Origin of the sequence: Nioella sp. MMSF_3534 (assembly GCF_030732985.1) — a bacterium.
Lineage (GTDB): Bacteria > Pseudomonadota > Alphaproteobacteria > Rhodobacterales > Rhodobacteraceae > Nioella.
In genome coordinates this window covers 1-23,259 of record NZ_JASHJX010000053.1, presented here as the reverse complement: position 1 = coordinate 23,259, position 23,259 = coordinate 1, and the positions used below count along the sequence as shown (strand labels likewise).

Here is a 23,259-nt window from a genome sequence, read left to right as displayed (position 1 = left end):
CACAGGGGGTGTACGGGGGGTGTACAGGGGGTGTACGCATGGCGCCCCCCTGTTTTTCGGGTCTCAGGCGTTCAGGAACGCCCGCACCGCCGCCTCGAATTCGCGGGGTTTGTCGGCATGCAGCCAATGCCCCGCGCCGGGAATTTTCGCAAAGCGCGCCTTCGGGAAATAGCCCTTGATCGCATCCCGATATTCGGGCCGCACATAGTCGGATTCCGCCCCCGACAGCATGAAGACCGGCCCGTCAAACCGGCCCTCAACGCCCTCCGGCCAGCCCGTCGCCTTGCCCATGTCGCGGTCCAGAACATCATGGTTGAGCCGCCAGCGCTTGCCCTTAACATCCAGAGATTGCAGCAGAAAAGCGCGGACGCCCGCTTCGGGAACGGCGGCGCTCAGCTGGTCGTCCGCATCGCGCCGCGTCTCGACCCGCGACAGGTCCACCGCGCGCATCGCGTCAATCAGGTGGCTTTGGCTGTGCCCGTAAGCCACCGGCGCGATATCGGCCACGACCAGCCGGTTCACCATCTCGGGCCGCGTCAGCGCCAGCATCATCGCGGCCTTGCCCCCCATCGAATGCCCCAGCACATCCGCCCGCCCGCCATGGGCAGTAATCACCTGAGCCAGATCAGCCGCCATATCAGGATAAGTATGCGTAGGCTGAAACGCGCTATCCCCATGATTTCGCATGTCAACGCCGATCACCTGCCGCTCATCCGACAGGCGCTTGGCGATGACGTTCCAGTTGCGGGCAGAGCCGAAGAGGCCATGCACGATCAGAAGCGGCGGGCGGTCGGTGGGATCACCGGTGAGATAGGTCGCGAGCATGGCCCCGGAATATCCCATCCGACGCGGCTCGACCAGAGCCGTTGAGCGGGTGGCCAGGGGACGCTAGGATACGGTGTCGAAAGGGAATCTCATGGCCGCCGATCCGCTGCAGCTTGACCGCCTCTCAGACCGCCTGACCGCGCTCATGCGCGAAAAGCTGGGGGTGCGCGCCGATACCCTGCCCGTGGCCCTGCGCCGGGCGGGGCGCAAGCTGCCGCGCCGGTTGCGGCAGGATGGCGCGCTTATTCTCGCAGCGATCGAGCGGTCCCAGAACCCGCGGTTGGCGCGGGTCACTGATGGCGACGGGCCGGAACGCGCGGCAAGGCGGATAGAGGCCTATCTAAGCGGCCTAGACCCCGCCACAGCCCGCGCCCGCGCCCGGGCCTATCTGTTCGCCGACCTGGCCTTTCGTCTGGCAGTTGTGATCGCATTGGTGATCGGCGTGCTGGCCTGGCGTGGCTACGTCTGAACGATTGCGCTGGCCTGCCAGATGCGGCCATCGCGGCAGGACCCGCCTCGCCGAGCCTCGCCCCGAAGAAGAGGCCCTCCTCAGCCCGCATGTCCTTGGATATGGGACTGCGCCGGGGTGTCGGAGGAACCGGTTCGCCTGCGTCCGGCTGCCGCATCGAAAGCCGTGACTCCCCGCCTATTTGCCCCTGTGCGTGAACCTGAAAGGACCGGAAAGGAAACACACATGTTCAAGGGTTTGGGGCTGTCTCTGGCGCTGATCATCGGTGGAATGGTGGCGGCACCGGCACTGCTGATGGCCATCGTCTGACAAGAAAGGCCCCGGTCAGATCGGGGCCTTTCCTCGTTTCAGGATGGTCAGTGCTGCGGCTTCAGGAACGTTCCGTTTCTCAGATCGCGCATGGCCTGCTGGATCTCCGCCTGTGTGTTCATCACGATCGGACCGTGCCAGGCGACCGGCTCCTCGATCGGGGCCCCCGAGATCAGCAGGAACCGCACGCCCTCCGGCCCGGCCTGTACGGTCACCTCGTCGCCGGTGCCGAAGCGGATGAGGGTGCGGTTGCCCGACAGGTCACGCATGTTGACCTCTTGCCCCATAACCTCTTTTTCCAGCAGCACGCCCTCTGGCTGCGAGGCATCGGCAAAGGCTGCCGCCCCGTCGAAAACATAGGCGAAGGCGCGGCGATAGGTGTCGATTTTGAAGGTCTTCTTCACCCCGGCAGGCACATGCACATCGAGGTATTGCGGATCGGCGGCGATGCCGTCCACGGGGCCGCGCTTGCCCCAGAATTCGCCCACGATCACCTTCACCCGCGTGCCGTCATCGTCGATGATCTCGGGGATTTCCTTGCCTTGCACGTCCTGATAACGCGGCGCAGTCATCTTCAGCGACGAGGGCAGGTTTCCCCAAAGCTGAAAACCGTGCATTTGCCCCTTCGCGTTCCCAAAGGGCATTTCCTGGTGAAGGATGCCGGAACCGGCGGTCATCCACTGCACATCGCCTGCGCGAAGCTTGCCTGTGTTGCCCAGGCTGTCCCCGTGTTCCACGGTGCCTGCCAGCACATAGGTGATTGTCTCGATCCCGCGATGCGGGTGCCAGGGAAAGCCGCGCATGTAGTCCGATGGGGTTTCCCCCCGGAAATCGTCGAACAACAGAAACGGGTCCAGTTCGCTTGGGTCCTGAAAGCCGAAGGCGCGGTGCAGCTTGACGCCGGCGCCCTCCATTGTGGGTTGGGCGCGTCTGGCTTCGGTAACGGGTCTGATGGACATGGAAACCTCCTCGGGTCCTGATTGACAACGAATGTAGGGCGAGGCAGGGGCATCGACAATTGGCGGTCCACAAACGACCATTGTGCAGTCCTGCAAGGGTCGGTTTCGGGCAAGACAGGCCGGACAGCCCGTGAAATTTTCGCGAAAACCTTCAGGGAGACTCGGAATGAAAGTAGGGTTTATCGGACTTGGCAATGTCGGCCACAAGCTGGCCGGATCGCTGTTGCGCAATGGGGTCGACATCACGGTTCGCGATCTGGATGAGGCCAAGGTGGCCGAGTTCGCGGCCAAGGGTGCCAAGGTGGGGGAAAGCCCCGCCCAGATGTTGCGCGACTGCGACGCGGTGATCACCTGCCTGCCGCATCCCAGTATTTCGGCCAAGGTGGTGGAAGGCCCGGACGGCCTTTTGGAGGCCATGGGGCAGGGCAAGATCTGGATGGAGATGAGCACCACGGACGAGGCCGAGGTGAAGCGCCTTGGGGCCATGGTCATCGCAGCAGGCGGTGCGGCGGTGGATTGCCCGGTATCGGGCGGTTGCCACCGGGCCGATACCGGCAATATCTCGATCTTCGCGGGCTGTGACCGCGCAACCTTCGAACGCATTCTGCCGCTTCTGACCACCATGGGCCGCCGTGTGCTGCATACCGGCCCGATCGGGTCGGCCTCGATCCTGAAGGTGATCACCAACTATCTGGCCACCGCAAACCTGATCAGCTGTGCCGAGGCGCTGACCGTGGCCAAGGCGGCCGACATGGATCTGGGCGTGGCCTATGAGGCGATCCGGATTTCCTCGGGCACCAGCTTCGTGCATGAAACCGAAAGTCAGGTCATCCTGAACGGATCGCGCGATATTTCGTTCACCATGGATCTGGTGCTGAAGGATATCGGCCTGTTCCAGGAGGTTGCGGACCGGGCAAACGTGCCGCTGGAGATGAACCCGCTGATGATCCAGATCTTCAAGGACGGCATCGCGCGCTACGGAGAGCGGGAACTGTCGCCCAATATCATCAAGCGGCTGGAAGAGGCGACCGGCCTCGACATCACCTATCCGGGCTTCCCGGCAGAGATGACCGATGACGAACCGGAAGAGCCCGGATACGAGGTGCGACGCGAGCCCTGATCCGGGGCGCTCCCTCCGGACAATTTTCACGCAACAAAATTCCTGCGCGGCCCAGAGGGTCGCGCGGTGAGTTGACTCCCATGACTCTCCTTCTGGTCATTTCTTCCGCGCCATGCTCTAACCCGGAAAATCAAGCGGAGAAGCTGCATGACCGACAGCGACGAAATCCTTGAACGCATCACTCCGAAGGGCCCGCGCAGGGTGTTTGCGACGGGATCGCTCGGTCTGCTCGGCCTGCTTCTGGTCTGGGTCGCGGCAAGCCATCCGCCCGCTGATTTCGGGTTCACGCTGCTCTTGCTGGGGATCGGCGCGGGCAGCCTGTGGCTGTCCTGGGCGCTTTGGCAGGCCTCCAGCGTGACGCTGGAACTCACGCGGGAGGAACTGCGAGAGCAGGGCGGGCGGCTGATTGCCCGGATCGACAATATCGAAAAGGTCGACCGCGGCTTCTTTGCCTTCAAGCCCGCCGCCGGGTTCCGCCTGTCGCTGCGCGACCGGATGCAGAATGCCTATGCGCCGGGCCTGTGGTGGCGGCGCGGGCGGATGGTGATGGTGGGCGGGGTTACCTCGAACGCGCAGTCCAAGGCGGTGGCGGATCTGATCTCGGTCCGCATCGCGCAACAGCGCGGAGAGCTGTGACAGCCCCCCGCGCCCTGCCGACTTACAGGCCCTTGGCCCGGTAGCTGGCCGCCACGCGCCCGATCGAGACCATGAAGCCCGCAGTCCGCAGGTCGGTCACGTCGTTGCGGCTGTGCCAGACCTCGCGCATCGACTGGTAAGCCGCGCGCATCGTGTCATCGAGGCCCGAGCGCACCAGTTCCAGTTCATCGGCACCGCGCAGATATTTTTCCTTGAAGGCCGGGGTCAGGGACCATGCGCTGCCAAGGTGCCGGTCGAGCCGCTCCAGTTCATCGACGATCAACTGGTGGCGTGCCTCTTCCTGGCGGCGCTGCATCCGGCCAAAGCGGATATGGCTGAGGTTCTTGACCCACTCGAAATAGGACACGGTCACACCGCCCGCATTGGCATAAAGGTCGGGGATGATCACGGTGCCCTTCTTGCGCAGGATTTCATCCGCGCCTGCCGTTACAGGGCCATTCGCGGCCTCGATGATCAGCGGGGCCTTGATATTCGCCGCGTTCTGCAGGTTGATCACGCCCTCCAGAGCCGCCGGGATCAGGATATCGCACTCCTCCTCCAGCGCCTTGACGCCGTCCTTGATGTAGCGAGGCCCCGGGAACATGTCGACGCCGCCGGTACGGGCGATGTGGTTCTTGACAGCTTCCACGTCCAGACCATCAGGATCGAGCAGCGCGCCATCACGTTCGATGATCCCGACGATCTTGGCGCCATCCTCCTCCGACAGGAACTTGGCGGCGTGGTAGCCCACATTGCCAAGCCCCTGCACGATGATCCGCTTGCCATCGAGAGACCCGCCAAGCCCCGCCGCAGCGACGTCTTCGGGGTGGCGAAAGAATTCCTGAAGCGCGTATTGCACGCCCCGGCCCGTCGCCTCGACCCGGCCCCGGATACCGCCCGCATGCGGGGGTTTGCCGGTCACGCAGGCCTTGCCGTTGATATCGGTGGTGTTCATCCGGGCATACTGGTCGGCGATGATCGCCATTTCCTTTTCGCCGGTGCCCATGTCGGGGGCGGGCACGTTCTGCGCCGGGTTGATCATGTCGCGCTTGATCAGCTCATAGGCGAAGCGCCGGGTGATCTGTTCCAGCTCATGCTCTTCATAGTCGCGCGGGTCGATGCAAAGCCCGCCTTTCGATCCGCCGAAGGGTGCTTCGACAAGGGCACATTTGTAGGTCATCAGCGCGGCCAGCGCCTCGACCTCGTCCTGGTTCACATTGGGGGCGTAGCGGATGCCGCCCTTGGCCGGTTCGAAATGTTCGGAATGGACCGAGCGATAGCCGGTGAAGGTCCGAATCTCGCCCCGCAGACGCACCCCGAAGCGAACCGTATAGGTGGCGTTGCAGACGCGGATCTTTTCTTCCAGCCCAGGGGGCAGATCCATCATGGATGCAGCGCGGTTGAACATCAGGTCAACTGACTGACGGAAACTCGGTTCTCCCTTCGGGGACATCGCGTATACCTCCTTGGCGTGTTCCGTGTGCGGCCCCTGCTGTGTTTGCAAACCGCCCATTTTTTGAGCGGACCACAGCTGGCCCATCCATGCAAGACAACCTGTCGTTGAAACAGCCAGTTTCATCGTTAAGCGTTGAAAAATGCGCGCAAGTTGATTGTTGTCATTCATAAAACTCCCCGTTTCCTTCCTGCTTCCGCCCCATTTCTGCCGTTCTTGTGAACGAGGAAGAGCATGGGTCGAACTGCGTCGATCCACGACTCGTCATTTTGCATGAGGCTTCCGGGATGACCCGAGCGACAGATCCGATCCGCCAAACGCGACCCCACGCGCCAATTCGGCGCCGGGCCGGATTTCTGCGCGACGAACGCGGAACCGTCACGATCTTCGCCTTGATGATGTTCGTCCTGATGCTGGCCGCCGGCGGGATCGCCATCGACGTGATGCGCTACGAAACACAGCGCACGCAGTTGCAATACACGCTGGACCGCGCCGTTCTGGCCGCGGCCGCGCTGAACCAGACTGAAGACCCGGAGGCGGTCGTGATCGACTACTTCGCGACCTCGGGGCTGGATCACTACCGGCTGGAAGTGGACGTGGACCAGGGGCTGAATTTCCGCCGGGTCTCCGCCTATGCCGAGATGGATCTGCGGTCCTACTTCATGAACATGTTCGGGGTGAACGCCCTGACATCCCCCGCGCGCGGGGCCGCGGAAGAGCGGATCATGGATATTGAGATTTCCATGGTGCTCGACATCTCGGGTTCCATGGGCTGGAACAACAAGATCCGCAACATGCGCGACGCGGCCAATGAGTTCATCGACACCGTGCTTGCCGCGAATGCGGAAGAAGACCAGGTGTCGATCTCGATCATTCCCTATCACAGCCAGGTGAACGCGGGCACGACGCTGGCCAGCGTCTTCACCCTGTCTGACGAGCACAATGAATCGAACTGCACCCGTTTCGATCCGGCCGATTATAACGTGACCGCGATTGACCCCGATGAGGCCATCGAACGGATCGCGCATTTCGACTATCGGTACCGCAGCAGCTATCGCACCTTCCGCACGCCGCATTGCACCACCAGTGACTACGCCGCCATTCTGCCCTGGTCGAATGACGCGGATGAGTTGCACGCGCTGGTCAACAGCCTGAGCGCAAACGGCAACACCGCGATCGACCTGGGCATGAGATGGGCCGTGGGCCTGCTGGATCCGGCGGCACAGCCCGCTGTGACGGAACTGATCGCCGCGGGAGAGGTGGACGCAGATTTCGAAGGCCGCCCCTATTCCTACGAGGAAGACGAGGTTCTGAAGATCATCATCCTGATGACCGATGGCGAGAATACAAGCCAGGTCGACGTGGTTCAGGAATTCAAGCGCGGGCCTTCGACCGTGTTCCGCGACCCCGACACCGGCCGCACCTCGGCCTATCTGCCGCGTTACGACCTGTACTACTGGCACCACAATGACAGCTACAATTCGCAGCCCTATGGCGGCAGCGATGCCGAGGCCATTCCGTGGGCCGAACTCTGGGCCACCTATTCCGCTCGGATGCTGGCCGGCGAATACTACTACTACGCCGGTGACTGGGACTACTATCGCCAGCTGCGTTACTACTCGATCGAAACCTACGCGGGTGCGAGCGAGGCAGATGCCAACCTGCGCAATATCTGCGACGCGGCAAATGACGCCGGGATCATCGTGTTCACCATTGCGTTCGAGGCGCCCGCCCGCGGCGAAAGCGTGATGCAGCACTGTGCCACGACGCCTGCCCATTACTACGACGCCGAAGGGATCGAGATCTCCGAGGCCTTCGCCTCCATCGCGGCGTCGATCAACCAGCTGAAGCTGATCCAGTAGGGCATGACATGTGGGGCCTGACCAAGATATCCCGGTTCTTCCGCAAAGAAGAGGCCAACGCGACGGTGGAATTCGTGATCGTGTTCCCGCTGATCGTGATGATCTTTGTGGCGGCCTTCGAAACCGCCATGCTGCTGACCCGGCAAGTGATGATGGAACGGTCGCTGGACAGCGCCGTGCGCTACCTGCGCCTGACCTCTGACGTGACGGTCACCCATGACGCGATCCGGGACAATATCTGCGACAACACGCCGATCCTTATCAACTGCCAGGAATCGCTGTTGCTGGACTTGCGGGTGATTGATCAGGATACCTACAACCTTCCGGATTATCACACGCTTTGCGTGGACCGCTCCGGCACCGTGACCCCGGCCAACCAGTTCCATCCCGGCGCGGACAACCAGTTGATGCTGATCCGCACCTGCGCCCTTGTGGACCGGATCCTGCCGATTTCCGGGCTCGGGCTGGACCTGACGCGCGACGATACCGGTGCCATCCACATCACCGCCGCCACCGTCTTCGTGAACGAGCCGGAGTGAGACAGCCATGAAACGGATGATCAGGACATTCTGGAAGGACGAAGGCGCCTCGGTCGCGCTGGAAGCGGTGATCGTCATCCCGATCCTGGCCTGGGTTTTCGTGGCCAGCTTTGTCTTCTTCGACGCATTCCGGGTCTACAACACCTCGATCAAGGCGACCTATGCGGTGGCCGACGTCCTGTCACGCCGCACAAACGAGATTGCCAGCTCGGATATCGAGGGGCTTGCGGATGTGTTCCAGTTCCTGACCCGGAACACCGCCGGATCGGCCCTGCGTGTATCGCAGATCACCCGACAGCAGGGCGGCTACCGGATCGACTGGTCGCACGGCACCGACGGGACGACCTATATTCGCGCCAGCGACTTCCCCGATTTCATCGACCGCATTCCGATCATGGCCTATGGCGACCGGATGCTGCTGATCGAAACCTTCCTGCCGCATCGCCCGGCTTTCAGCGCGGGCCTTGCCGATCAGGAATTCGTGAATTTCACCGTCACCCGTCCCCGTTTTGCCGGTCAGGTGGCCTTCGAGGCCGATCTGGAAAACTCATACGTCTACACCAACAACGGCTATCCGACGGGTCTGGACGGCTTCTACTACATCAATGAAGAAGGCGGCGCGGATCCGGCGCATGACCCGGATTGGGATGTCGATCCGTCCTGATCGGTTTTGGCGTCGATAACTGACCTTCCGGTGTCGTGAGCTTGAGTTTCCTTTCGCAATCCGTCTGACTACACTCTCCCCGTCTATACCACCGACCGGGCAAGGAGAGGTCATGCGCTATTCGGGTTGGCAGGTCATCAAGCAGGGTCTGTCGGGCAACCGGGGCTGGAAACCGGCCTGGCGCGATCCCGCGCCCAAGGCGGAATACGATGTGGTGATCATCGGCGGCGGGGGGCATGGGCTCGCCACGGCCTATTACCTCGCCAAGGAACACGGGCTGACCAATATCGCCGTGCTGGAGAAGGGCTATCTCGGCGGCGGCAATGTCGGCCGCAACACCACCATCGTGCGCGCCAATTACGGGCTGGAGGGCAATTCGCAGTTCTATTCCCATTCGCTCAAGCTGTGGGAAGGGCTGGAACAGGACCTCAACTACAACGTCATGCACAGCCAGCGCGGAATCGTGAACCTGTTCCATTCCGACGGCCAGCGCGACGCCTACGCCCGGCGTGGCAACATGATGATGGCCCAAGGCGACGATGCGATCCTGCTGGACCGCGAGGGTTGCCGCAAGTTGATGCCCTTCCTCGACTATGACCAGACCCGTTTCCCGATTTTCGGCGGTCTCTACCACAAGCGCGGCGGCACCGCCCGCCATGACGCCGTGGCCTGGGGCTATGCCCGTGGCGCGGACCAGCGGGGCGTGGACCTGATCCAGAAATGCGAAGTGACGGGAATCGACGTCGAAAACGGCAAGGTCGTGGGCGTCCAGACCAGCCGCGGCGCGATCCGCGCCAAGAAGGTTGCCATGTGCGCGGCGGGCCGGTCCGGCCAGGTTGCGGCGATGGCGGGGATGCGCCTGCCGATTGAAAGCACCGTGTTGCAGGCCTTCGTCACCGAGGGGCTGAAGCCCGTCATCGACAACGTGATCACCTATGGCATGGGCCATTTCTACATCAGCCAGTCCGACAAGGGCGGGCTGGTCTTCGGCGGCGATATCGACTTCTACGCCTCCTATGCGTCTCGCGGGAACCTGCCGATGATGGAACATGTGATGGAGGCGGGCATGACCCTGATGCCGATGATCGGCAAGGCCAAGCTGCTGCGCTCTTGGGGCGGGATCATGGATATGTCCTCGGACGGTTCGCCCATCATCGACAAGACCCATATCGATGGGCTCTACGTCAATGCGGGCTGGTGTTATGGCGGCTTCAAGGCAACCCCCGCCTCGGGCCATTGCTATGCCCACCTGATCGCAACCGACCGCCCGCATGAGGCCGCCACCCGCCACCGTCTGGACCGCTTCAACACAGGGAGGATCATGGATGAGGAATCCAAGGGCTCTCAGCATAATCTGCATTAGCATGATGGCGGCGGTCCCGGCCTTGGCGAACGACACGTTCCCCATGGGGTGCTACGCGCGCGATTATTCGGCAGAGCATCTGACCGCGCATCCGGCGCAGGTGGCAGAGCGGCTGCGGCTGAACTTCTACCGGCTGGACGGCAGCGCGCCTGACAGCCTGCTCTATTTCGATGTGTCCGCCCTGATGGCCAATCAGGGTCATGCCGCCCACGACGGGCTTGGCGGGGAGGTCATGACCGAAACCGGGTTTTGCAATCGCCCGTCGGGCTGCGGTGTCGAAGCCGATGGCGGCACGTTCGAGATCACGCGCTTGGCGGACGGGGTGCTCGAAATCCGCACCTCGCACCTGCGCGTGGGCATGAATGGTGGGATCGACGGCGAGGGGGTCTATTCCTCGCTTGGCGAGACCTACAACGAATACACAACCTACCGGCTTTTTGCCGCCCAACCTGAAGCCTGTTCGGAGTTCTGATGCGTATCAAATGCCCTCTCTGTGGGGACCGGGACAGCCGGGAATTCACACCCATGGGACACGAGACCTATATGAACCGGCCAGACGACGAGGGCTGGAGCCCCGCCTGGGACAACTACCTGCACCTGCGCGACAACCCGGCCGGGATCACGCGCGAAATGTGGTATCACGGCGCGGGCTGCACCAGCTGGCTGCGCGTGGAACGCGACACCGTCACCCATGACATCCTGCGCGTGGAGCTTGCCGCGGATGTGAAGCGGGGGAATTCCTGATGCGGATCGAGGGCAAGGGCCGGGTCGATGTGTCGACCCCGGTGAAATTCAGCTTCGACGGGCAGGGCTATACCGGCTTCAAGGGCGATACGCTGGCCTCGGCGCTTCTGGCGTCCGGCGTCAAGCTGGTGGGCCGGTCGTTCAAGTATCACCGCCCGCGCGGGGTGCTGACGGCGGGCTCGGAAGAACCCAATGCCATGGTGGAAATCGGGCGCGGCGCGGCGCAGGTGCCGAACGTGCGCGCCACGGTGCAGGAAATCTACGACGGGCTTGATGCCCACAGCCAGAACCGCATGGGGCCGCTGGCCTGGGATCTGCTGTCGGTCAACGATCTCTTCCCGAATTTCCTCAGCGCGGGCTTCTACTACAAAACCTTCATGTGGCCGCGCGCCTTCTGGGAAAAGCTCTATGAACCGGTCATTCGCCGTGCGGCGGGGCTTGGCTCGCTCTCGGGTCAGCATAACCCCGACCACTACGAGAAGGCCTTCGCCCATTGCGATATCCTTGTCATCGGGTCCGGCCCCACCGGGCTGATGGCGGCGCTGACGGCGGCGCTTGGCGGGGCGGACGTGATCCTTTGCGAAGAAAGCAATGAGTTTGGCGGTCGGCTTTTGTCTGAAGATGAGGAGATTGACGGCCAGCCGGGGGCCGAGTGGGTGGCGAGCATGCTCGACGCGCTGCGCGACACGGGCCGGGTGCGGCTCATGTCCCGCACCACCGTCACCGGCGCCTACGATCAGGGCACCTATGGCGCGCTGGAACGGGTGGGTCTGCATGTGAACGGCCCGGCAGAGCTGCCCAAGGAATGCTTCTGGCGGATCAACGCGCGGCAGGCGGTTCTGGCGGCGGGTGCGCTTGAACGCCCCTTGGCCTTCCCGATGAACGACCGGCCCGGCATCATGATGGCCAGTGCCGTGCGCAGCTATCTGCACCGCTACGGCGTGGCGGCAGGGCGCAAGGTGACGCTCTTCACCACTAATGATGACGCGCACCGCACCGCGCTCGACCTGATGGCCAACGGGGTAGAGATCGCGGGCGTGATCGACAGCCGCCCCGGCGCGAAGGCGCAAGGCGACTACCCGCTCTACGCCGGGGCCGAGGTGATCACCACCAAGGGCCGCAAGGCGCTGACCGAGATCATCATCCGACACAATGGCAGCGAACAGAAGATCGCCACCGACTGTCTGGCCATGTCTGGCGGCTGGAACCCGACGCTGCACATGACCTGCCACATGAACAGCCGCCCGGTCTGGAACGAGGAGATCGCGGGCTTCGTCCCTGCAGATGACGCCGTTCCGGGGCTGATCCCGGCAGGGGCCTGCAAGGGTACCTATTCGACGGCGGGCTGTCTGGCCGAGGGTGTGGAGGCCGCGAAAAAGGCACTGTCCGCGCTTGGCGGCAAGCTGCCCGAGGTGGACATTCCGCAGGCGAGCGACGCCGTGGGCGCGTCGAAACCGCTCTGGTTGGTCAATGGCAAGGGCCGGGCCTGGCTCGACTTCGCCAATGACGTGACCTCCAAGGACATCAAGCTGGCCGCGCAGGAGGCGTTTACCTCGGTCGAGCACATGAAGCGCTATACCACGCAGGGCATGGCGCCGGACCAGGGCAAGAACTCCAATATCGGGGCGCTGGCCATTCTGGCGGATGCAACGGGCCGGGCGATCCCCGAAACCGGGACGACGACCTACCGCCCGCCCTTCGTGCCGACCTCGATCGCCGCGCTTGGGGCCGGGGCGCAGGGTAAGGGCTTCGCGCCGGAACGCTTCACCACCAGCCATGACGCCAGCATCGAACGCGGCGCGCCGATGATCACGGCGGGGCTGTGGTATCGCCCCAGCTACTTCCCGCGTCCGGGCGAAACGACATGGCGCCAGTCCTGCGACCGCGAGGTCACGATGACCCGCAATGCGGTTGGCATTTGCGACGTCTCCACCCTTGGCAAGATCGACATCCAGGGCCCCGACGCGGGCGCGTTTCTGGATTTCGTCTACACCAACATGTTCTCCACCCTGAAGGTGGGCCGCGTGCGCTACGGGCTCATGCTGCGCGAGGACGGGCATGTGATGGACGACGGAACCACGGCGCGGTTGGGTGAGACCCATTATGTCATGACCACCACAACGGCGGCGGCAGGCGAGGTGATGAAACACCTTGATTTCGTTCAGCAATGCCTGCGGCCTGACCTGAGTGTCCGCTTCATTTCGGTCACCGAACAATGGGCGCAGTTCAGCGTTGTCGGCCCCAAATCGCGCGATCTGCTGAACGGGTTGCTCGACGCCCCGATCGACAATGACAGTTTCCCCTATATGGGCTGTGGCGAGGTCAGTGTGATGGGCGTGAAGGGGCGGCTCTTCCGCATCTCCTTCTCGGGCGAACATGCCTATGAAATCGCGGTTCCCTCGCGCTATGGCGACGCTCTTTACCGGCAGTTGGTGACGCAGGCCGAGACGCTTGGCGGCGGCGCTTACGGGATGGAGGCGCTCAATGTCATGCGGAGCGAGAAGGGCTTCATCACCCATTCCGAGATTGACGGGCGCGTGGTGCCCTTCGATATCGGGATGGACCGGATGGTGTCGGCCAAGAAGATGTGCGTTGGCAAACCCGCGACCCTGCGCGAGGGGCTGAAGGAAACCGACCGCCCGCAGCTTGTGGGGCTGAAGCCCGTGGGCGCGGTGAAGCAGCTGACCGCAGGTGCGCGGCTGTTCTCTGCCGGGGCCGACGCGACGCGGGTGAATGTGGAGGGTTACACGACCTCGGTCGGGTTCTCGCCCTCGCTTGGCCACTTCATCGGACTGGGGTTCCTGAAGGACGGCCCGAACCGAATGGGTGAGGTCGTGAAGATGGTCGATCATGTGCGGAACGTGGAGACGACGGTCGAGGTATGCAGCCCCGTCTTCCTCGATCCGGAAGGGGAGAAACTGCGTGGTTAATCTGGTTTCGAAATCGCCTGTGGACGGGCTTGTTCCCTTGAAAATCAACGGGTTAAGCCTGACGGAGATCGTGCCGGAGCAGGTTACATCGGTGGCGCCCTATGCCGGTCAGGAAAGCGCGGCATCCGAGGCGCTGACGGCGCTGATCGGGGCCGGGATACCAGCCCCCAACCGGTCCACGGGACGGGACGGCGCGCGGGTGATCTGGACGGGGGCAGGGCAGGCGATGGTGATCGGCCCTGTGGTCGATCCGTCGCTTGCGCAACACGCAGCCCTGACCGATCAAAGCGACGCCTGGGTCACGTTCAAGCTGCAAGGTCAGGGGGTTGAGGAGGTGCTCGCGCGTCTTACGCCGCTCGATCTGAACCCCGGCGTGTTCAAGACAGGCCATGCGGCGCGCAGCCAGTTGGGCCATATGAACGCGGTCTTCCTGAAGGTCGCGGCGGATGCGTTCGAGATCATGATCTTCCGCTCCATGGCGCGCACGGCGGTGCATGAATTCGAGATCGCGATGAAGGCCGTCGCCGCCCGCGCCGCGCTGTCCTGACCTGCCGAAAACAGGGGGTGCCATGCGTACACCCCCTGTACACCCCCCGTACACCCCCTGTGCAGACAAAATGGCGGAGTCAGTCCGGCCGTAGCTGCCCGCGATAGCGGATGAGCAGCCCGACCAGGGGCAGCGACGCCGACACGTCAAAGCCGAAATCGCCCGCCTCTGTCTGGCATTCGCTCGTCTCGCTGCGCGGGGTCAGCCAACGGGGCATCGGCAGGCCCAGAACATGCATCCGGTCGATGCCGTAATGCAGCCGCCGATCCTGCATCCACAAGGACATGCGCAGGCGCACCGGGCCAAAGCGTTCGATGATCGCGCGGCCATCGTCTGAGACGCTCAGGCGGGATTGCGTGACATGGCCGCCAAAGTCGCGCCGCCAGGTGCATCCGCCATCCGGGCCCGGCTGGATCAGCAAGGTGACCGGCAGATCGGGGGCGGCCTGCGGAAACCCGCCAAGCCAGAGCGCCAGGCGAGCGACAGGAGACGCGCCCCGCGTCACCGCACAGCGGCCCGAAAAACTGGCCTGACCGTCTGCCTCATGCAGGGCAGCCACGGCGGGGGGCAGGGTCAACCCAGTGGCGCGGGCCACCCGCGCGACCGGGTCCATCAGCCCCATCCGCCGGGCAGGAACCGGGCGCGGATATCGGCGTCGGGGATCATGCAGGTGTCATGGCGTCCGAACCAGCGATAGCGGTTGCGCGCGATCAGGGAATAGACCGGGTCGGACAGCCAGCGGGGCAGCCAGCCGATGCAGGACATCCACCGCCACCCCCCGCCGATTGCCCGCAGGGCGGCGGCAACCGCGCGGGTCTTGGCATGACAGTCGCCCGCCACAAGCACCAGCGTGGTTTCATAGCTTTCGGTGGACAGGCCGAGCGCCTCGTAGATCTCCTGCCCGAGCGGCGATTGCGCGGTGACGAAGCGCAGGCGCCTCTCTCGGTCATGTTTCAGCAGAAACCGGAAACTATGGGCGCAGAGCACGCATTCCCCGTCGAACACCACCACCGGCGCGGGGCCGATCCGGTCAGACAGGGGCGCGGGCAGCTGCATGGCGGTTCCCCCGTCCGATCAGAAAATCCTGTCGCCCATCTGGTCGATCATCGACTTGGCTTTCTCGATCGAGGCTTCTGCGGCCTGATCGGCCCCGTGCAGCATGTCGGCGCGGATCAGGTGGTGGGACTTGATCTCTCCGCCGATCTCTTTCTCGATCCGGGCGGCAATGCGGTAGCCGTCGGGTTCCTTCATCGGCTCGGGGAAGATGGTGTAGCCGTTATAGAGGGTGGGCTCGGGGCCCTTGGGGGGCTCTGACCCGCCGAAGAGTTTCTTGAAAAGGGACATGCGCATGCTCCTGACCTGTTCGGGGCGGAGTGAAGCAAAGGCAGGCGGCGATGTCCATGGGGCGGGTTCAGCCGCGTGCCGGTCGCGAGGGGATCTGCCTGAGGGCCAGCAGCAGCCAGGGCAGGCCGTGCAGGGCAAGGTCGAAGATGTCGATGGGGCGGGTCAGGGTGCCGCCCGCCAGCATCCTGAGCTTATCCCAGACATGCGGTTCGGGCGTGAAGGGGGCGAGGCCGAGGGTAAGGCAGGCGAGGATCAGGTAGATCACCGGGATCGCGTCGAGGCGGCGTTTGAGGGCGGACATGGGCGGCTTCCTGCGTGGCTTGGTGGAGTGAAGCAGGCGGGGTAGGGGAATGTCCATGGGGGAACGCCCCACGCGGAGACAAGGCGCAGCCGCTTGGGACGGTGGGCAGAATTGCCCACCCTACTTGCGGAGAGATAAGGTGCCAAAAGCCAAGGTTCGGATCGCCCCCGTGCGCGTTGGAGATGGCGCTCTGGAACACTCTAAGCGGTATTATCAACCCTGCGCTTGCCGTGCGCTTCCGCCAGAAAGTTGCACGCTCGCGTTGCTGAACGTAGGTCGGTCACGCGAAGCTTCACATCCTTTGCAGGTGTTGTCTCTGCTTCGCTGAACCGAGCACATATCTGTGCAGCATCGACAAAGCCGTCCCGCAAGGCGGGCCAACGAAAGTAGAACAGCACCCAATTCTTGCTTAGAACAGCCGCGAAATACCAATCATCAGATACATAGAAACGCAGCTCTCTCTCAATATAGCCGTGTCCAGACGGAACCAAACGTGCATCGATTAGGTCGCTGAGGCTGAGTGCAAAACGCAAGTATGCTTCACGAACACCATTGGCTTCTATTACGCCAACCTGTTCGGAAAGCCTTGCTATTGCCCCATCGTCGATCACTGATCCAGGAAACTCCGCAGCTTCCTGCTCCGCGAGGGATGTTTCAGCTTCCTGAGCGCCTTCGCCTCGATCTGGCGGATGCGTTCGCGGGTGACGCTGAACTGCTGGCCCACTTCCTCCAGCGTGTGGTCGGTGTTCATGCCGATGCCGAAGCGCATGCGCAGGACGCGTTCCTCGCGCGGGGTGAGCGAGGACAGAACGCGGGTCGTGGTTTCCTTCAGGTTTTCCTGAATGGCGGAATCCAGCGGCAGAACGGCGTTCTTGTCCTCGATGAAATCGCCAAGCTGGCTGTCTTCCTCGTCGCCAATCGGGGTTTCCAGCGAAATCGGTTCCTTGGCGATCTTCATCACCTTGCGGACCTTTTCCAGCGGCATCTGCAGCTTCTCGGCCAGTTCCTCCGGCGTCGGTTCGCGGCCGATTTCGTGCAGCATCTGGCGGCCGGTGCGGACCAGCTTGTTGATCGTCTCGATCATATGGACCGGGATGCGGATGGTGCGGGCCTGATCCGCGATGGACCGGGTGATCGCCTGCCTGATCCACCATGTCGCATAGGTGGAGAACTTGTAGCCGCGGCGGTATTCGAATTTGTCGACCGCTTTCATCAGGCCGATATTGCCTTCCTGAATGAGGTCGAGGAATTGCAGGCCCCGGTTGGTGTATTTCTTGGCGATGGAGATCACGAGGCGCAGGTTGGCCTCGACCATTTCCTTCTTGGCCTGGCGGGCCTCTTTCTCGCCCTTCTGGACCTGCTGCACGATGCGGCGGAATTCGCTGATGTCGAGGCCCACATAGGTGCCGACCTGCGCCATGTCGGCGCGCAGTTCCTCGACCTTGTCGCGGGAGCGTTCCATCAGCGCCTGCCAGCCCCGGCCGGGCTTGTCGGCCATACGGTCGACCCAGGTCGGGTCCAGCTCATACCCGCGATAGCTCTCGATGAATTCGCGGCGGTTGATGCGGGCCTGATCGGCCAGTTTCACCATGCCGCTGTCGATCGACATGACGCGGCGGTTGATGCCGTAAAGCTGGTCGATCAGCGCCTCGATCCGGTTGTTGTGCAGGTGCAGTTCATTCACCAGTTCAACGATTTCCGAACGCAGCTGCTGGTAGACGGTTTCCTCTTTGGCGGAGAAGCTGGAATCCTCGTTCAGCGTGGCCGAGATCCGCAGATCCTGCATGGCCGAAAGCTGTTCGTAGTCGGAGGCGATCCGGTCCAGCGCCTCCAGAACGCGGGGCTTCAGTGCCGCTTCCATGGCCGCGAGGCTCATGTTGGCCTGTTCGTCTTCCTCGTCGTCGTCATCGGAGGAAATCGGGTTGCCGTCGGCGTCGAATTCCTGCTGCTTTTCCTTCTTGTCCTCGGCGGGGGCGTCGGTGGTCAGGCCCTGGGCGACGGGGGTTTCATCCGCGTCCTCGCCTTCCATGGAGCTGCCGAAGGTGGCGTCGAGGTCGATCACGTCGCGCAACAGGATTTCTTCGTCGAGAAGTTCGTCGCGCCAGATGGTGATCGCCTGGAAGGTCAGCGGGCTTTCGCAGAGCCCGGCAATCATGGTGTTGCGGCCGGCCTCGATGCGCTTGGCGATGGCGATCTCGCCTTCGCGGGACAGCAGTTCGACACTGCCCATCTCGCGCAGATACATGCGGACGGGGTCATCGGTGCGGTCGAGCTTTTCAGTTTCGGCGGTGGACACGGCCACGTCACGCGACGACGAGGTTTCGACCACGGCGGTCGAGCCCTGTGCCTCGGACTCCTCCTCGACCTCGTCATCCTCGATCACGTTGATGCCCATCTCGGACAGCATCGACATCACGTCCTCGATCTGCTCGGAACTGACCTGCTCGGGCGGCAGGACCGTGTTCAGCTGATCATAGGTGATGTAGCCCCGCGTCCGGGCCTCGGCGATCATCTTCTTGACCGCGGTCTGGCTCATGTCGAGGCTGACATCGGCCTCTTCACCGTCGGATTTACGATCGTCGGTATCTTTTGCCATACGGTATCCCCTTCGCGGGCGAGGTGATTCGCCCCATGCGTCACATGTTGTTCTAAGCGCGAATCACTGATTCGCACACCCGCGCTAGCGGGTTTTCTTCTCCCACGGGCGGGTTTCTATCAAGTCCCGCAAGCGTTTGGACAGGGCGCTTTCATCTTCCGGCGATGCCGAACTGCTACTGGATTTCGGTGCGTCCGCCTGCTGACGGGCGTGAAGAGCACTGTTCAGGCGCCAGCCAAGTCGTGATTCGTCGCCCCCGTCGAGATCCTCCAGCGCCTCTGCCATTTCGTTCTGTATGCCGCGCCGCGCCGCGAGCTTTGCAAATTCCTCGGCCAGACAGAGGGCCGCTTTTTCCGTATCGCCGGGCGCGCGCACACAGGGTGCGATACGCACGTGGCCCAGAGACAGCAGTTTTTCAAGGGTTGCAGACAAATTTGCCTGGTCGAGCGCCGCGCGCAGATTGTCCTTGTCGCGTTCCGGGGTGCCCAGAAGAAACCCGGTCAGCCGCGCCTGATCGGGGTCGGTCGGGTCCAGCCGGTCGAGCGCGTGTTCGAACTCGTCGATCAGGGACGGTGTCAGGCAGAGCGTCGCAAGGATCAGCGCGGCGCGCATGTCGAGATCGGACATTGCCCCGGCGGCAAGCGGCGTCATCCGCGTTTCGGCCATGGGTGTGGCGATACCCTTTTGCGGGAACCGGCCCGGCTGCCATGCGCCGCGGGTTGGTCGAGGGGCACGGAACAGCTCAAACCGCATATCCTTCAACACCTGCCCGTAATGGTGACGCAGCGACGGGTCCTTGATCTGGCCAATCGCCTGGCGCAGGGATTTGTCCAGCGCGGCGCGGCGTTCGGGGCTGTCGAAGACCTTGCCCTCGGTTTCACGCTGCCACAGCAGTTTGACCATCGGCTCGGCGTGATCCAGCAAATCCTGCATCGCGCCCGCGCCCTTTTCCTTGATCAGGTCATCGGGGTCCTTGCCCTGCGGCAGCAGAACGAAGCGCAGGGATTTGCCGGCCTCCAGCAGCGGAAGCGCAAGGTCGATCAGGCGCATCGCGGCCTGCAACCCGGCCCGGTCGCCATCAAGCGCCACGATGGGTTCATCGGAAATGCGCCATAACAGGGCCAGCTGGTGTTCCGTGATCGCGGTGCCAAGGGGGGCGACGGCGGCCCCGAACCCCGCCCGGTCGAGCGCAATCACGTCCATATAGCCTTCGGCCACGATCAAGGGCTGGCCTTTGCCCGCCGCCTCTCTCGCCGGTCCATGGTTGTAGAGCGCGCGGCCCTTGTCGAAGAGCTCCGTCTCGCGCGAATTCAGGTATTTCGCCCGCGCATTGGGGTCCATCGCCCTGCCGCCAAAACCGATGCAACGCCCGCGTGGGTCGCGGATCGGGAACATGATCCGGTCGCGGAAGGCGTCATAGGGTGTGCCGCCGTCATCGGGTTTCGTGGCGATCCCGGCGGCGATGATCAGATCTGGGTCGTGGCCCTTTTCCTTCAGGGCCTGAAACGCCCCTTGCCGCGATCCCGGCGCATAGCCCAGTTCGAACCGGTCCTCGGCCGCCTGATCCAGCCCCCGCCGGTCGATATAAGCCCGCGCATGCGCCCCCGCCGAGGCCCGCAATTGCAGCCGATACCACGCCACGGCGGCTTCGGTCACCTCGGCCAGCTGCGTGCGGCGGTCGGCCTTTTCCTGCGCGCGGGGGTCGCGGGCGGGCATGGTCATCCCGGCCTCGCGCGCCAGGATTTCCACCGCCTCCATGAAGCCGACATTTTCGGTCGATTGCACAAAGCTCAGCGCATCGCCCTTTTCGTGGCAGCCGAAGCAGTAATAGAACCCCTTGCGGTCATCGACATGGAAGCTGGCGGTTTTTTCCTGATGGAACGGGCACGGCGCCCACATGTCGCCCTTGCCCTGGTTCGACTTGCGCTGATCCCACGTGACCTTGCGCCCCACGACCTGCGTCAGGGAGATTCGGGTGCGAAGTTCATCCAGGAAACCGGGGGGCAGACTCATGGGTCGGAGTATCCTGCGGGCACGGGGGGAAGTCCAGCGGGCGTGGACGGGTGCAATTCCATGATTTCGCCACATTTGCGCCTGAATGCGGGCACAATGTGACGGCATTCAGGCAATCTGGGGGCGCTTCCGAGAGGAAACGCAAGATGTTTGCCGAATTTCTTACCGCCGAGTCCGGTGCCGTGACCGTCGACTGGACCATCATGACCGCTTTCGTTTGCGGCCTTGCCCTGTCCGTGATCGGTCTGCTCAGCGCAGGGGCACAGGAGCCGACCAACGGGCTGAACGCCACGCTGTCCTCGGACGTGATCGGCAACCATTCCAGTTTCGACTGACATCGCATCTCGACGCCGGGTCCGGTTTGGACCAGTCTGCCCCCATGCTGACCCGGTTCGAGATCCCCACCCAAGGCCCCGGCCTGTACGAATTCACGGCCCCGCTGGCCCGATGGCTGGCGGGGTTGTCCGTGTCGGAGGGGCTGCTGACGCTGTTCATCCAGCACACATCGGCGTCCCTTCTGGTGCAGGAAAATGCCGACCCCGAGGTGCAGACCGACCTGACCGCGTTCTTTCACCGGCTGGTGCCGCCCACGACCGACCCGTCGATGGCTTACCTGACCCACATCTATGAAGGCCCCGACGACATGCCCGCCCATATCAAGGCGGCGATGATGCCGGTGTCGCTGAGTATCCCGGTCAGTGACGGGCGGATGCAGCTTGGCACATGGCAGGGGGTCTATGTGGTGGAACACCGGACCCGCCCGCACAGGCGGCAGGTGGTGGCCAAGCTGTTGCCCGGCTGACCCCTTATCTTGGGGGTGACAAATCCCCCCTACCCAAGGTCTCGCGGCTGACCTATAGTGCCTGTGGATAACTGGGGCATCAGACCCCAGTGGCAGAGCAGAGTGGAAGAGGGGATCAGGCCCATGCGGTGCCCGTTTTGCGGAAATGTCGATACCCAGGTGAAGGATTCACGCCCGGCGGAGGATCACGTCGCGATCCGGCGGCGGCGCTTCTGTCCGGCCTGTGGCGGGCGTTTCACCACCTATGAGCGCGTGCAGCTGCGCGACCTTGTGGTGATCAAGACCAATGGCAAGCGAGAGGATTTCGACCGCGACAAGCTGGAACGGTCTATCCGCATCTCGATGCAGAAACGGCCCGTGGACCCGGAACGCATCGACCAGATGATTTCCGGCATCGTGCGGCGGCTGGAAAGCATGGGCGAAACCGACATTCCCTCGAAACAGATCGGCGAGATCGTGATGGAGGCACTCGCGCGGATCGACACCGTGGCCTATGTGCGGTTTGCCAGTGTCTACAAGAACTTCCAGGCTGCCGACGATTTCGAGGATTTCGTGGCCGAGCTGAGGCCCCCGAGTCCCGAAGGCTGAACCATGACCCATGACGATGCCCGCTGGATGCGCCACGCGCTGAGCCTTGGGGCGCGCGGGGCGGGGCAGGTCTGGCCCAATCCGGCCGTGGGCTGCGTCATCGTCAAGCATGGCCGTGTGGTGGGCCGTGGCTGGACCGCGCCGGGCGGGCGTCCGCATGCGGAACCGCAGGCGCTGGATCAGGCCGGGGATGAGGCCGTGGGGGCAACCGCCTATGTCACGCTGGAACCCTGCGCCCATTGGGGCCAGACCCCGCCTTGCGCCGATGCGCTGATCCGCGCCTCGGTGGCGCGCGTGGTCGTGGGCCTGCGCGATCCCGATCCGCGCACCGATGGCGGCGGCATCGACCGGTTGCGCGCCGCAGGGGTCGCCGTGACCGGCCCGGTGCTGGAGGAGGAGGCCCGCCGCGCGCATCGCGGGTTTCTGAGCCGTGTGCTGCGAGGCCGCCCGCGCCTGACCCTGAAACTGGCCAGTTCCTTCGATGGGCGCATCGCCACGGCCACGGGCGAAAGCCAGTGGATCACCGGGCCCGAGGCGCGCCGCGCGGTCCATGCCATGCGGATGCGTCACGATGCGGTGATGGTGGGGGCGGGAACGGTGCGGGCCGATGACCCGTCGCTGACCGTGCGCGGCATGGGGGCGGTGCGCCAACCGGTGCGCGTGGTGATCTCGCGCCGTCTCGACCTGCCCCTGGACGGGATGCTGGCCCGCAGCGCGCGCGAGGTGCCGGTCTGGGTGATCTGCGGCGACAGCGCTGATGCGGACCTGCGGGCTGCCTGGGAAACCCTCGGGGCGCGGGTATTGACGGTCGCGACGGGGCCGGGCGGGCAGGTCGACCCGACAGCGGCACTGGAGGCGCTTGGCCGCGAGGGGCTTACGTCGGTCTTCTGTGAAGGCGGCGGGGCGCTGGCCGCGTCGCTGCTGTCCGCCGACCTCGTGGACGACCTTGTCGGCTTTACCGCCGGGATGGTGATCGGTGCCGAGGGGCAACCGGGGATCGGTGCGATGGGGCTGGCGGACCTTGCCGAGGCCCCGCGCTTTCAGCTGCGGACAACCAGCAGGATTGGCGCCGACATCCTCCACGAGTGGACCCGCCCTCTTTCATCTTGGTAAAAATACCTACAGGGGAAATGCTCTTCGAAGAGCATTTTTCGCGGCCCGGACACGGGCCGCGCGGGTCGACGCCGGAGGCGGC

25 protein-coding genes are annotated in these 23,259 nt (G+C 63.7%); 15 read left to right on the top strand and 10 right to left on the bottom strand.

Translation table 11 applies throughout. The annotated features are described in order from the left end of the window. Positions 1 to 63 precede the first annotated feature (63 nt). Positions 64 to 825, bottom strand: coding sequence for an alpha/beta fold hydrolase (locus RBB16_RS17925; protein ID WP_306047446.1), 762 nt, complete (start codon positions 823 to 825; stop codon positions 64 to 66). 91 nt (positions 826 to 916) lie between these two features. Between RBB16_RS17925 and RBB16_RS17920 the strand changes: the two genes are divergently transcribed. Next, positions 917 to 1,294, top strand: a complete 378-nt coding sequence (locus RBB16_RS17920; RefSeq protein WP_306047445.1) for a hypothetical protein — start codon at positions 917 to 919, stop codon at positions 1,292 to 1,294. A gap of 356 nt (positions 1,295 to 1,650) precedes the next feature. Here the strand turns inward: RBB16_RS17920 and RBB16_RS17915 are convergent, their stop codons facing one another. Beyond that, the gene (locus RBB16_RS17915) at positions 1,651 to 2,562 is read right to left on the bottom strand and encodes a pirin family protein (RefSeq protein ID WP_306047444.1); all 912 of its coding nucleotides are present in this window, start codon (positions 2,560 to 2,562) and stop codon (positions 1,651 to 1,653) included. 166 nt (positions 2,563 to 2,728) lie between these two features. On the opposite strand from RBB16_RS17915, the gene RBB16_RS17910 reads away from it, so the two are divergent. Next, a complete protein-coding gene (locus RBB16_RS17910; protein ID WP_306047443.1) occupies positions 2,729 to 3,682 on the top strand; it encodes an NAD(P)-dependent oxidoreductase in 954 nt (317 codons plus the stop codon). 147 nt (positions 3,683 to 3,829) lie between these two features. Beyond that, a complete protein-coding gene (locus RBB16_RS17905) occupies positions 3,830 to 4,318 on the top strand; it encodes a hypothetical protein (RefSeq protein ID WP_306047442.1) in 489 nt (162 codons plus the stop codon). 22 nt (positions 4,319 to 4,340) lie between these two features. Here RBB16_RS17905 and RBB16_RS17900 read toward each other — a convergent pair whose 3' ends face one another. Further along, complete coding sequence (locus RBB16_RS17900) at positions 4,341 to 5,771, bottom strand: Glu/Leu/Phe/Val dehydrogenase (protein WP_071690982.1); 1,431 nt, start codon at positions 5,769 to 5,771, stop codon at positions 4,341 to 4,343. A gap of 287 nt (positions 5,772 to 6,058) precedes the next feature. On the opposite strand from RBB16_RS17900, the gene RBB16_RS17895 reads away from it, so the two are divergent. From RBB16_RS17895 to RBB16_RS17860, 8 genes are all read left to right on the top strand, one after another. After that, positions 6,059 to 7,633, top strand: a complete 1,575-nt coding sequence (locus RBB16_RS17895) for a Tad domain-containing protein (RefSeq protein WP_306047441.1) — start codon at positions 6,059 to 6,061, stop codon at positions 7,631 to 7,633. Positions 7,634 to 7,641: 8 nt separating this feature from the next. Next, positions 7,642 to 8,172 (top strand): TadE/TadG family type IV pilus assembly protein, encoded by a 531-nt coding sequence (locus RBB16_RS17890; RefSeq protein WP_071690984.1) that lies wholly within the window; start codon positions 7,642 to 7,644, stop codon positions 8,170 to 8,172. Between the two features lie 7 nt (positions 8,173 to 8,179). Then, a complete protein-coding gene (locus RBB16_RS17885; RefSeq protein WP_071690985.1) occupies positions 8,180 to 8,836 on the top strand; it encodes a TadE/TadG family type IV pilus assembly protein in 657 nt (218 codons plus the stop codon). Between the two features lie 112 nt (positions 8,837 to 8,948). Next, positions 8,949 to 10,199: a sarcosine oxidase subunit beta family protein gene (locus RBB16_RS17880; protein ID WP_306047440.1), complete on the top strand. Its 1,251-nt coding sequence runs from the start codon at positions 8,949 to 8,951 to the stop codon at positions 10,197 to 10,199. A gap of 22 nt (positions 10,200 to 10,221) precedes the next feature. Beyond that, positions 10,222 to 10,671, top strand: a complete 450-nt coding sequence (locus RBB16_RS17875; protein ID WP_306047439.1) for a hypothetical protein — start codon at positions 10,222 to 10,224, stop codon at positions 10,669 to 10,671. Continuing rightward, positions 10,671 to 10,943: a sarcosine oxidase subunit delta gene (locus RBB16_RS17870; RefSeq protein ID WP_306047438.1), complete on the top strand. Its 273-nt coding sequence runs from the start codon at positions 10,671 to 10,673 to the stop codon at positions 10,941 to 10,943. Before RBB16_RS17875 ends, RBB16_RS17870 begins: the two co-directional genes overlap by 1 nt. Beyond that, the gene (locus tag RBB16_RS17865) at positions 10,943 to 13,873 is read left to right on the top strand and encodes a sarcosine oxidase subunit alpha family protein (protein ID WP_306047437.1); all 2,931 of its coding nucleotides are present in this window, start codon (positions 10,943 to 10,945) and stop codon (positions 13,871 to 13,873) included. The genes RBB16_RS17870 and RBB16_RS17865 overlap by 1 nt, the downstream gene beginning before the upstream one ends. Continuing rightward, positions 13,866 to 14,420 (top strand): sarcosine oxidase subunit gamma, encoded by a 555-nt coding sequence (locus RBB16_RS17860; RefSeq protein ID WP_306047436.1) that lies wholly within the window; start codon positions 13,866 to 13,868, stop codon positions 14,418 to 14,420. The genes RBB16_RS17865 and RBB16_RS17860 overlap by 8 nt, the downstream gene beginning before the upstream one ends. Positions 14,421 to 14,499: 79 nt before the next feature. Here the strand turns inward: RBB16_RS17860 and RBB16_RS17855 are convergent, their stop codons facing one another. From RBB16_RS17855 to dnaG, 7 genes are all read right to left on the bottom strand, one after another. Continuing rightward, positions 14,500 to 15,033 carry a DUF4166 domain-containing protein gene (locus tag RBB16_RS17855; RefSeq protein WP_306047435.1) on the bottom strand — a complete coding sequence of 178 codons (534 nt, stop codon included), beginning with the start codon at positions 15,031 to 15,033 and terminating at the stop codon, positions 14,500 to 14,502. Then, entirely contained in the window at positions 15,033 to 15,476 is a 444-nt protein-coding gene (locus tag RBB16_RS17850; RefSeq protein WP_306047434.1) for a thiol-disulfide oxidoreductase DCC family protein, read from the bottom strand. The genes RBB16_RS17855 and RBB16_RS17850 overlap by 1 nt, the downstream gene beginning before the upstream one ends. Before the next feature lie 18 nt (positions 15,477 to 15,494). Continuing rightward, complete coding sequence (locus tag RBB16_RS17845) at positions 15,495 to 15,764, bottom strand: HlyU family transcriptional regulator (RefSeq protein WP_306047433.1); 270 nt, start codon at positions 15,762 to 15,764, stop codon at positions 15,495 to 15,497. Positions 15,765 to 15,831: 67 nt separating this feature from the next. Beyond that, entirely contained in the window at positions 15,832 to 16,065 is a 234-nt protein-coding gene (locus tag RBB16_RS17840) for an RND transporter (protein WP_306047432.1), read from the bottom strand. Positions 16,066 to 16,265: 200 nt separating this feature from the next. After that, the gene (locus RBB16_RS17835; RefSeq protein WP_306047431.1) at positions 16,266 to 16,676 is read right to left on the bottom strand and encodes a hypothetical protein; all 411 of its coding nucleotides are present in this window, start codon (positions 16,674 to 16,676) and stop codon (positions 16,266 to 16,268) included. After that, positions 16,673 to 18,661, bottom strand: a complete 1,989-nt coding sequence (rpoD, locus tag RBB16_RS17830) for an RNA polymerase sigma factor RpoD (RefSeq protein WP_306047430.1) — start codon at positions 18,659 to 18,661, stop codon at positions 16,673 to 16,675. Before rpoD ends, RBB16_RS17835 begins: the two co-directional genes overlap by 4 nt. A gap of 84 nt (positions 18,662 to 18,745) precedes the next feature. Then, positions 18,746 to 20,674 carry a DNA primase gene (gene dnaG, locus RBB16_RS17825; protein ID WP_306047429.1) on the bottom strand — a complete coding sequence of 643 codons (1,929 nt, stop codon included), beginning with the start codon at positions 20,672 to 20,674 and terminating at the stop codon, positions 18,746 to 18,748. A gap of 146 nt (positions 20,675 to 20,820) precedes the next feature. Here dnaG and RBB16_RS17820 point away from each other — a divergent pair, with 146 nt between their 5' ends. From RBB16_RS17820 to ribD, 4 genes are all read left to right on the top strand, one after another. Further along, a complete protein-coding gene (locus RBB16_RS17820) occupies positions 20,821 to 21,009 on the top strand; it encodes a hypothetical protein (protein ID WP_071690996.1) in 189 nt (62 codons plus the stop codon). A gap of 44 nt (positions 21,010 to 21,053) precedes the next feature. Beyond that, positions 21,054 to 21,476, top strand: coding sequence for a secondary thiamine-phosphate synthase enzyme YjbQ (locus RBB16_RS17815; protein ID WP_306047428.1), 423 nt, complete (start codon positions 21,054 to 21,056; stop codon positions 21,474 to 21,476). Positions 21,477 to 21,599: 123 nt separating this feature from the next. Beyond that, the gene (gene nrdR, locus RBB16_RS17810) at positions 21,600 to 22,064 is read left to right on the top strand and encodes a transcriptional regulator NrdR (RefSeq protein WP_071690998.1); all 465 of its coding nucleotides are present in this window, start codon (positions 21,600 to 21,602) and stop codon (positions 22,062 to 22,064) included. A 3-nt stretch (positions 22,065 to 22,067) separates the two neighbouring features. Then, positions 22,068 to 23,177: a bifunctional diaminohydroxyphosphoribosylaminopyrimidine deaminase/5-amino-6-(5-phosphoribosylamino)uracil reductase RibD gene (ribD, locus tag RBB16_RS17805; RefSeq protein WP_306047427.1), complete on the top strand. Its 1,110-nt coding sequence runs from the start codon at positions 22,068 to 22,070 to the stop codon at positions 23,175 to 23,177. Positions 23,178 to 23,259 lie beyond the last annotated feature (82 nt).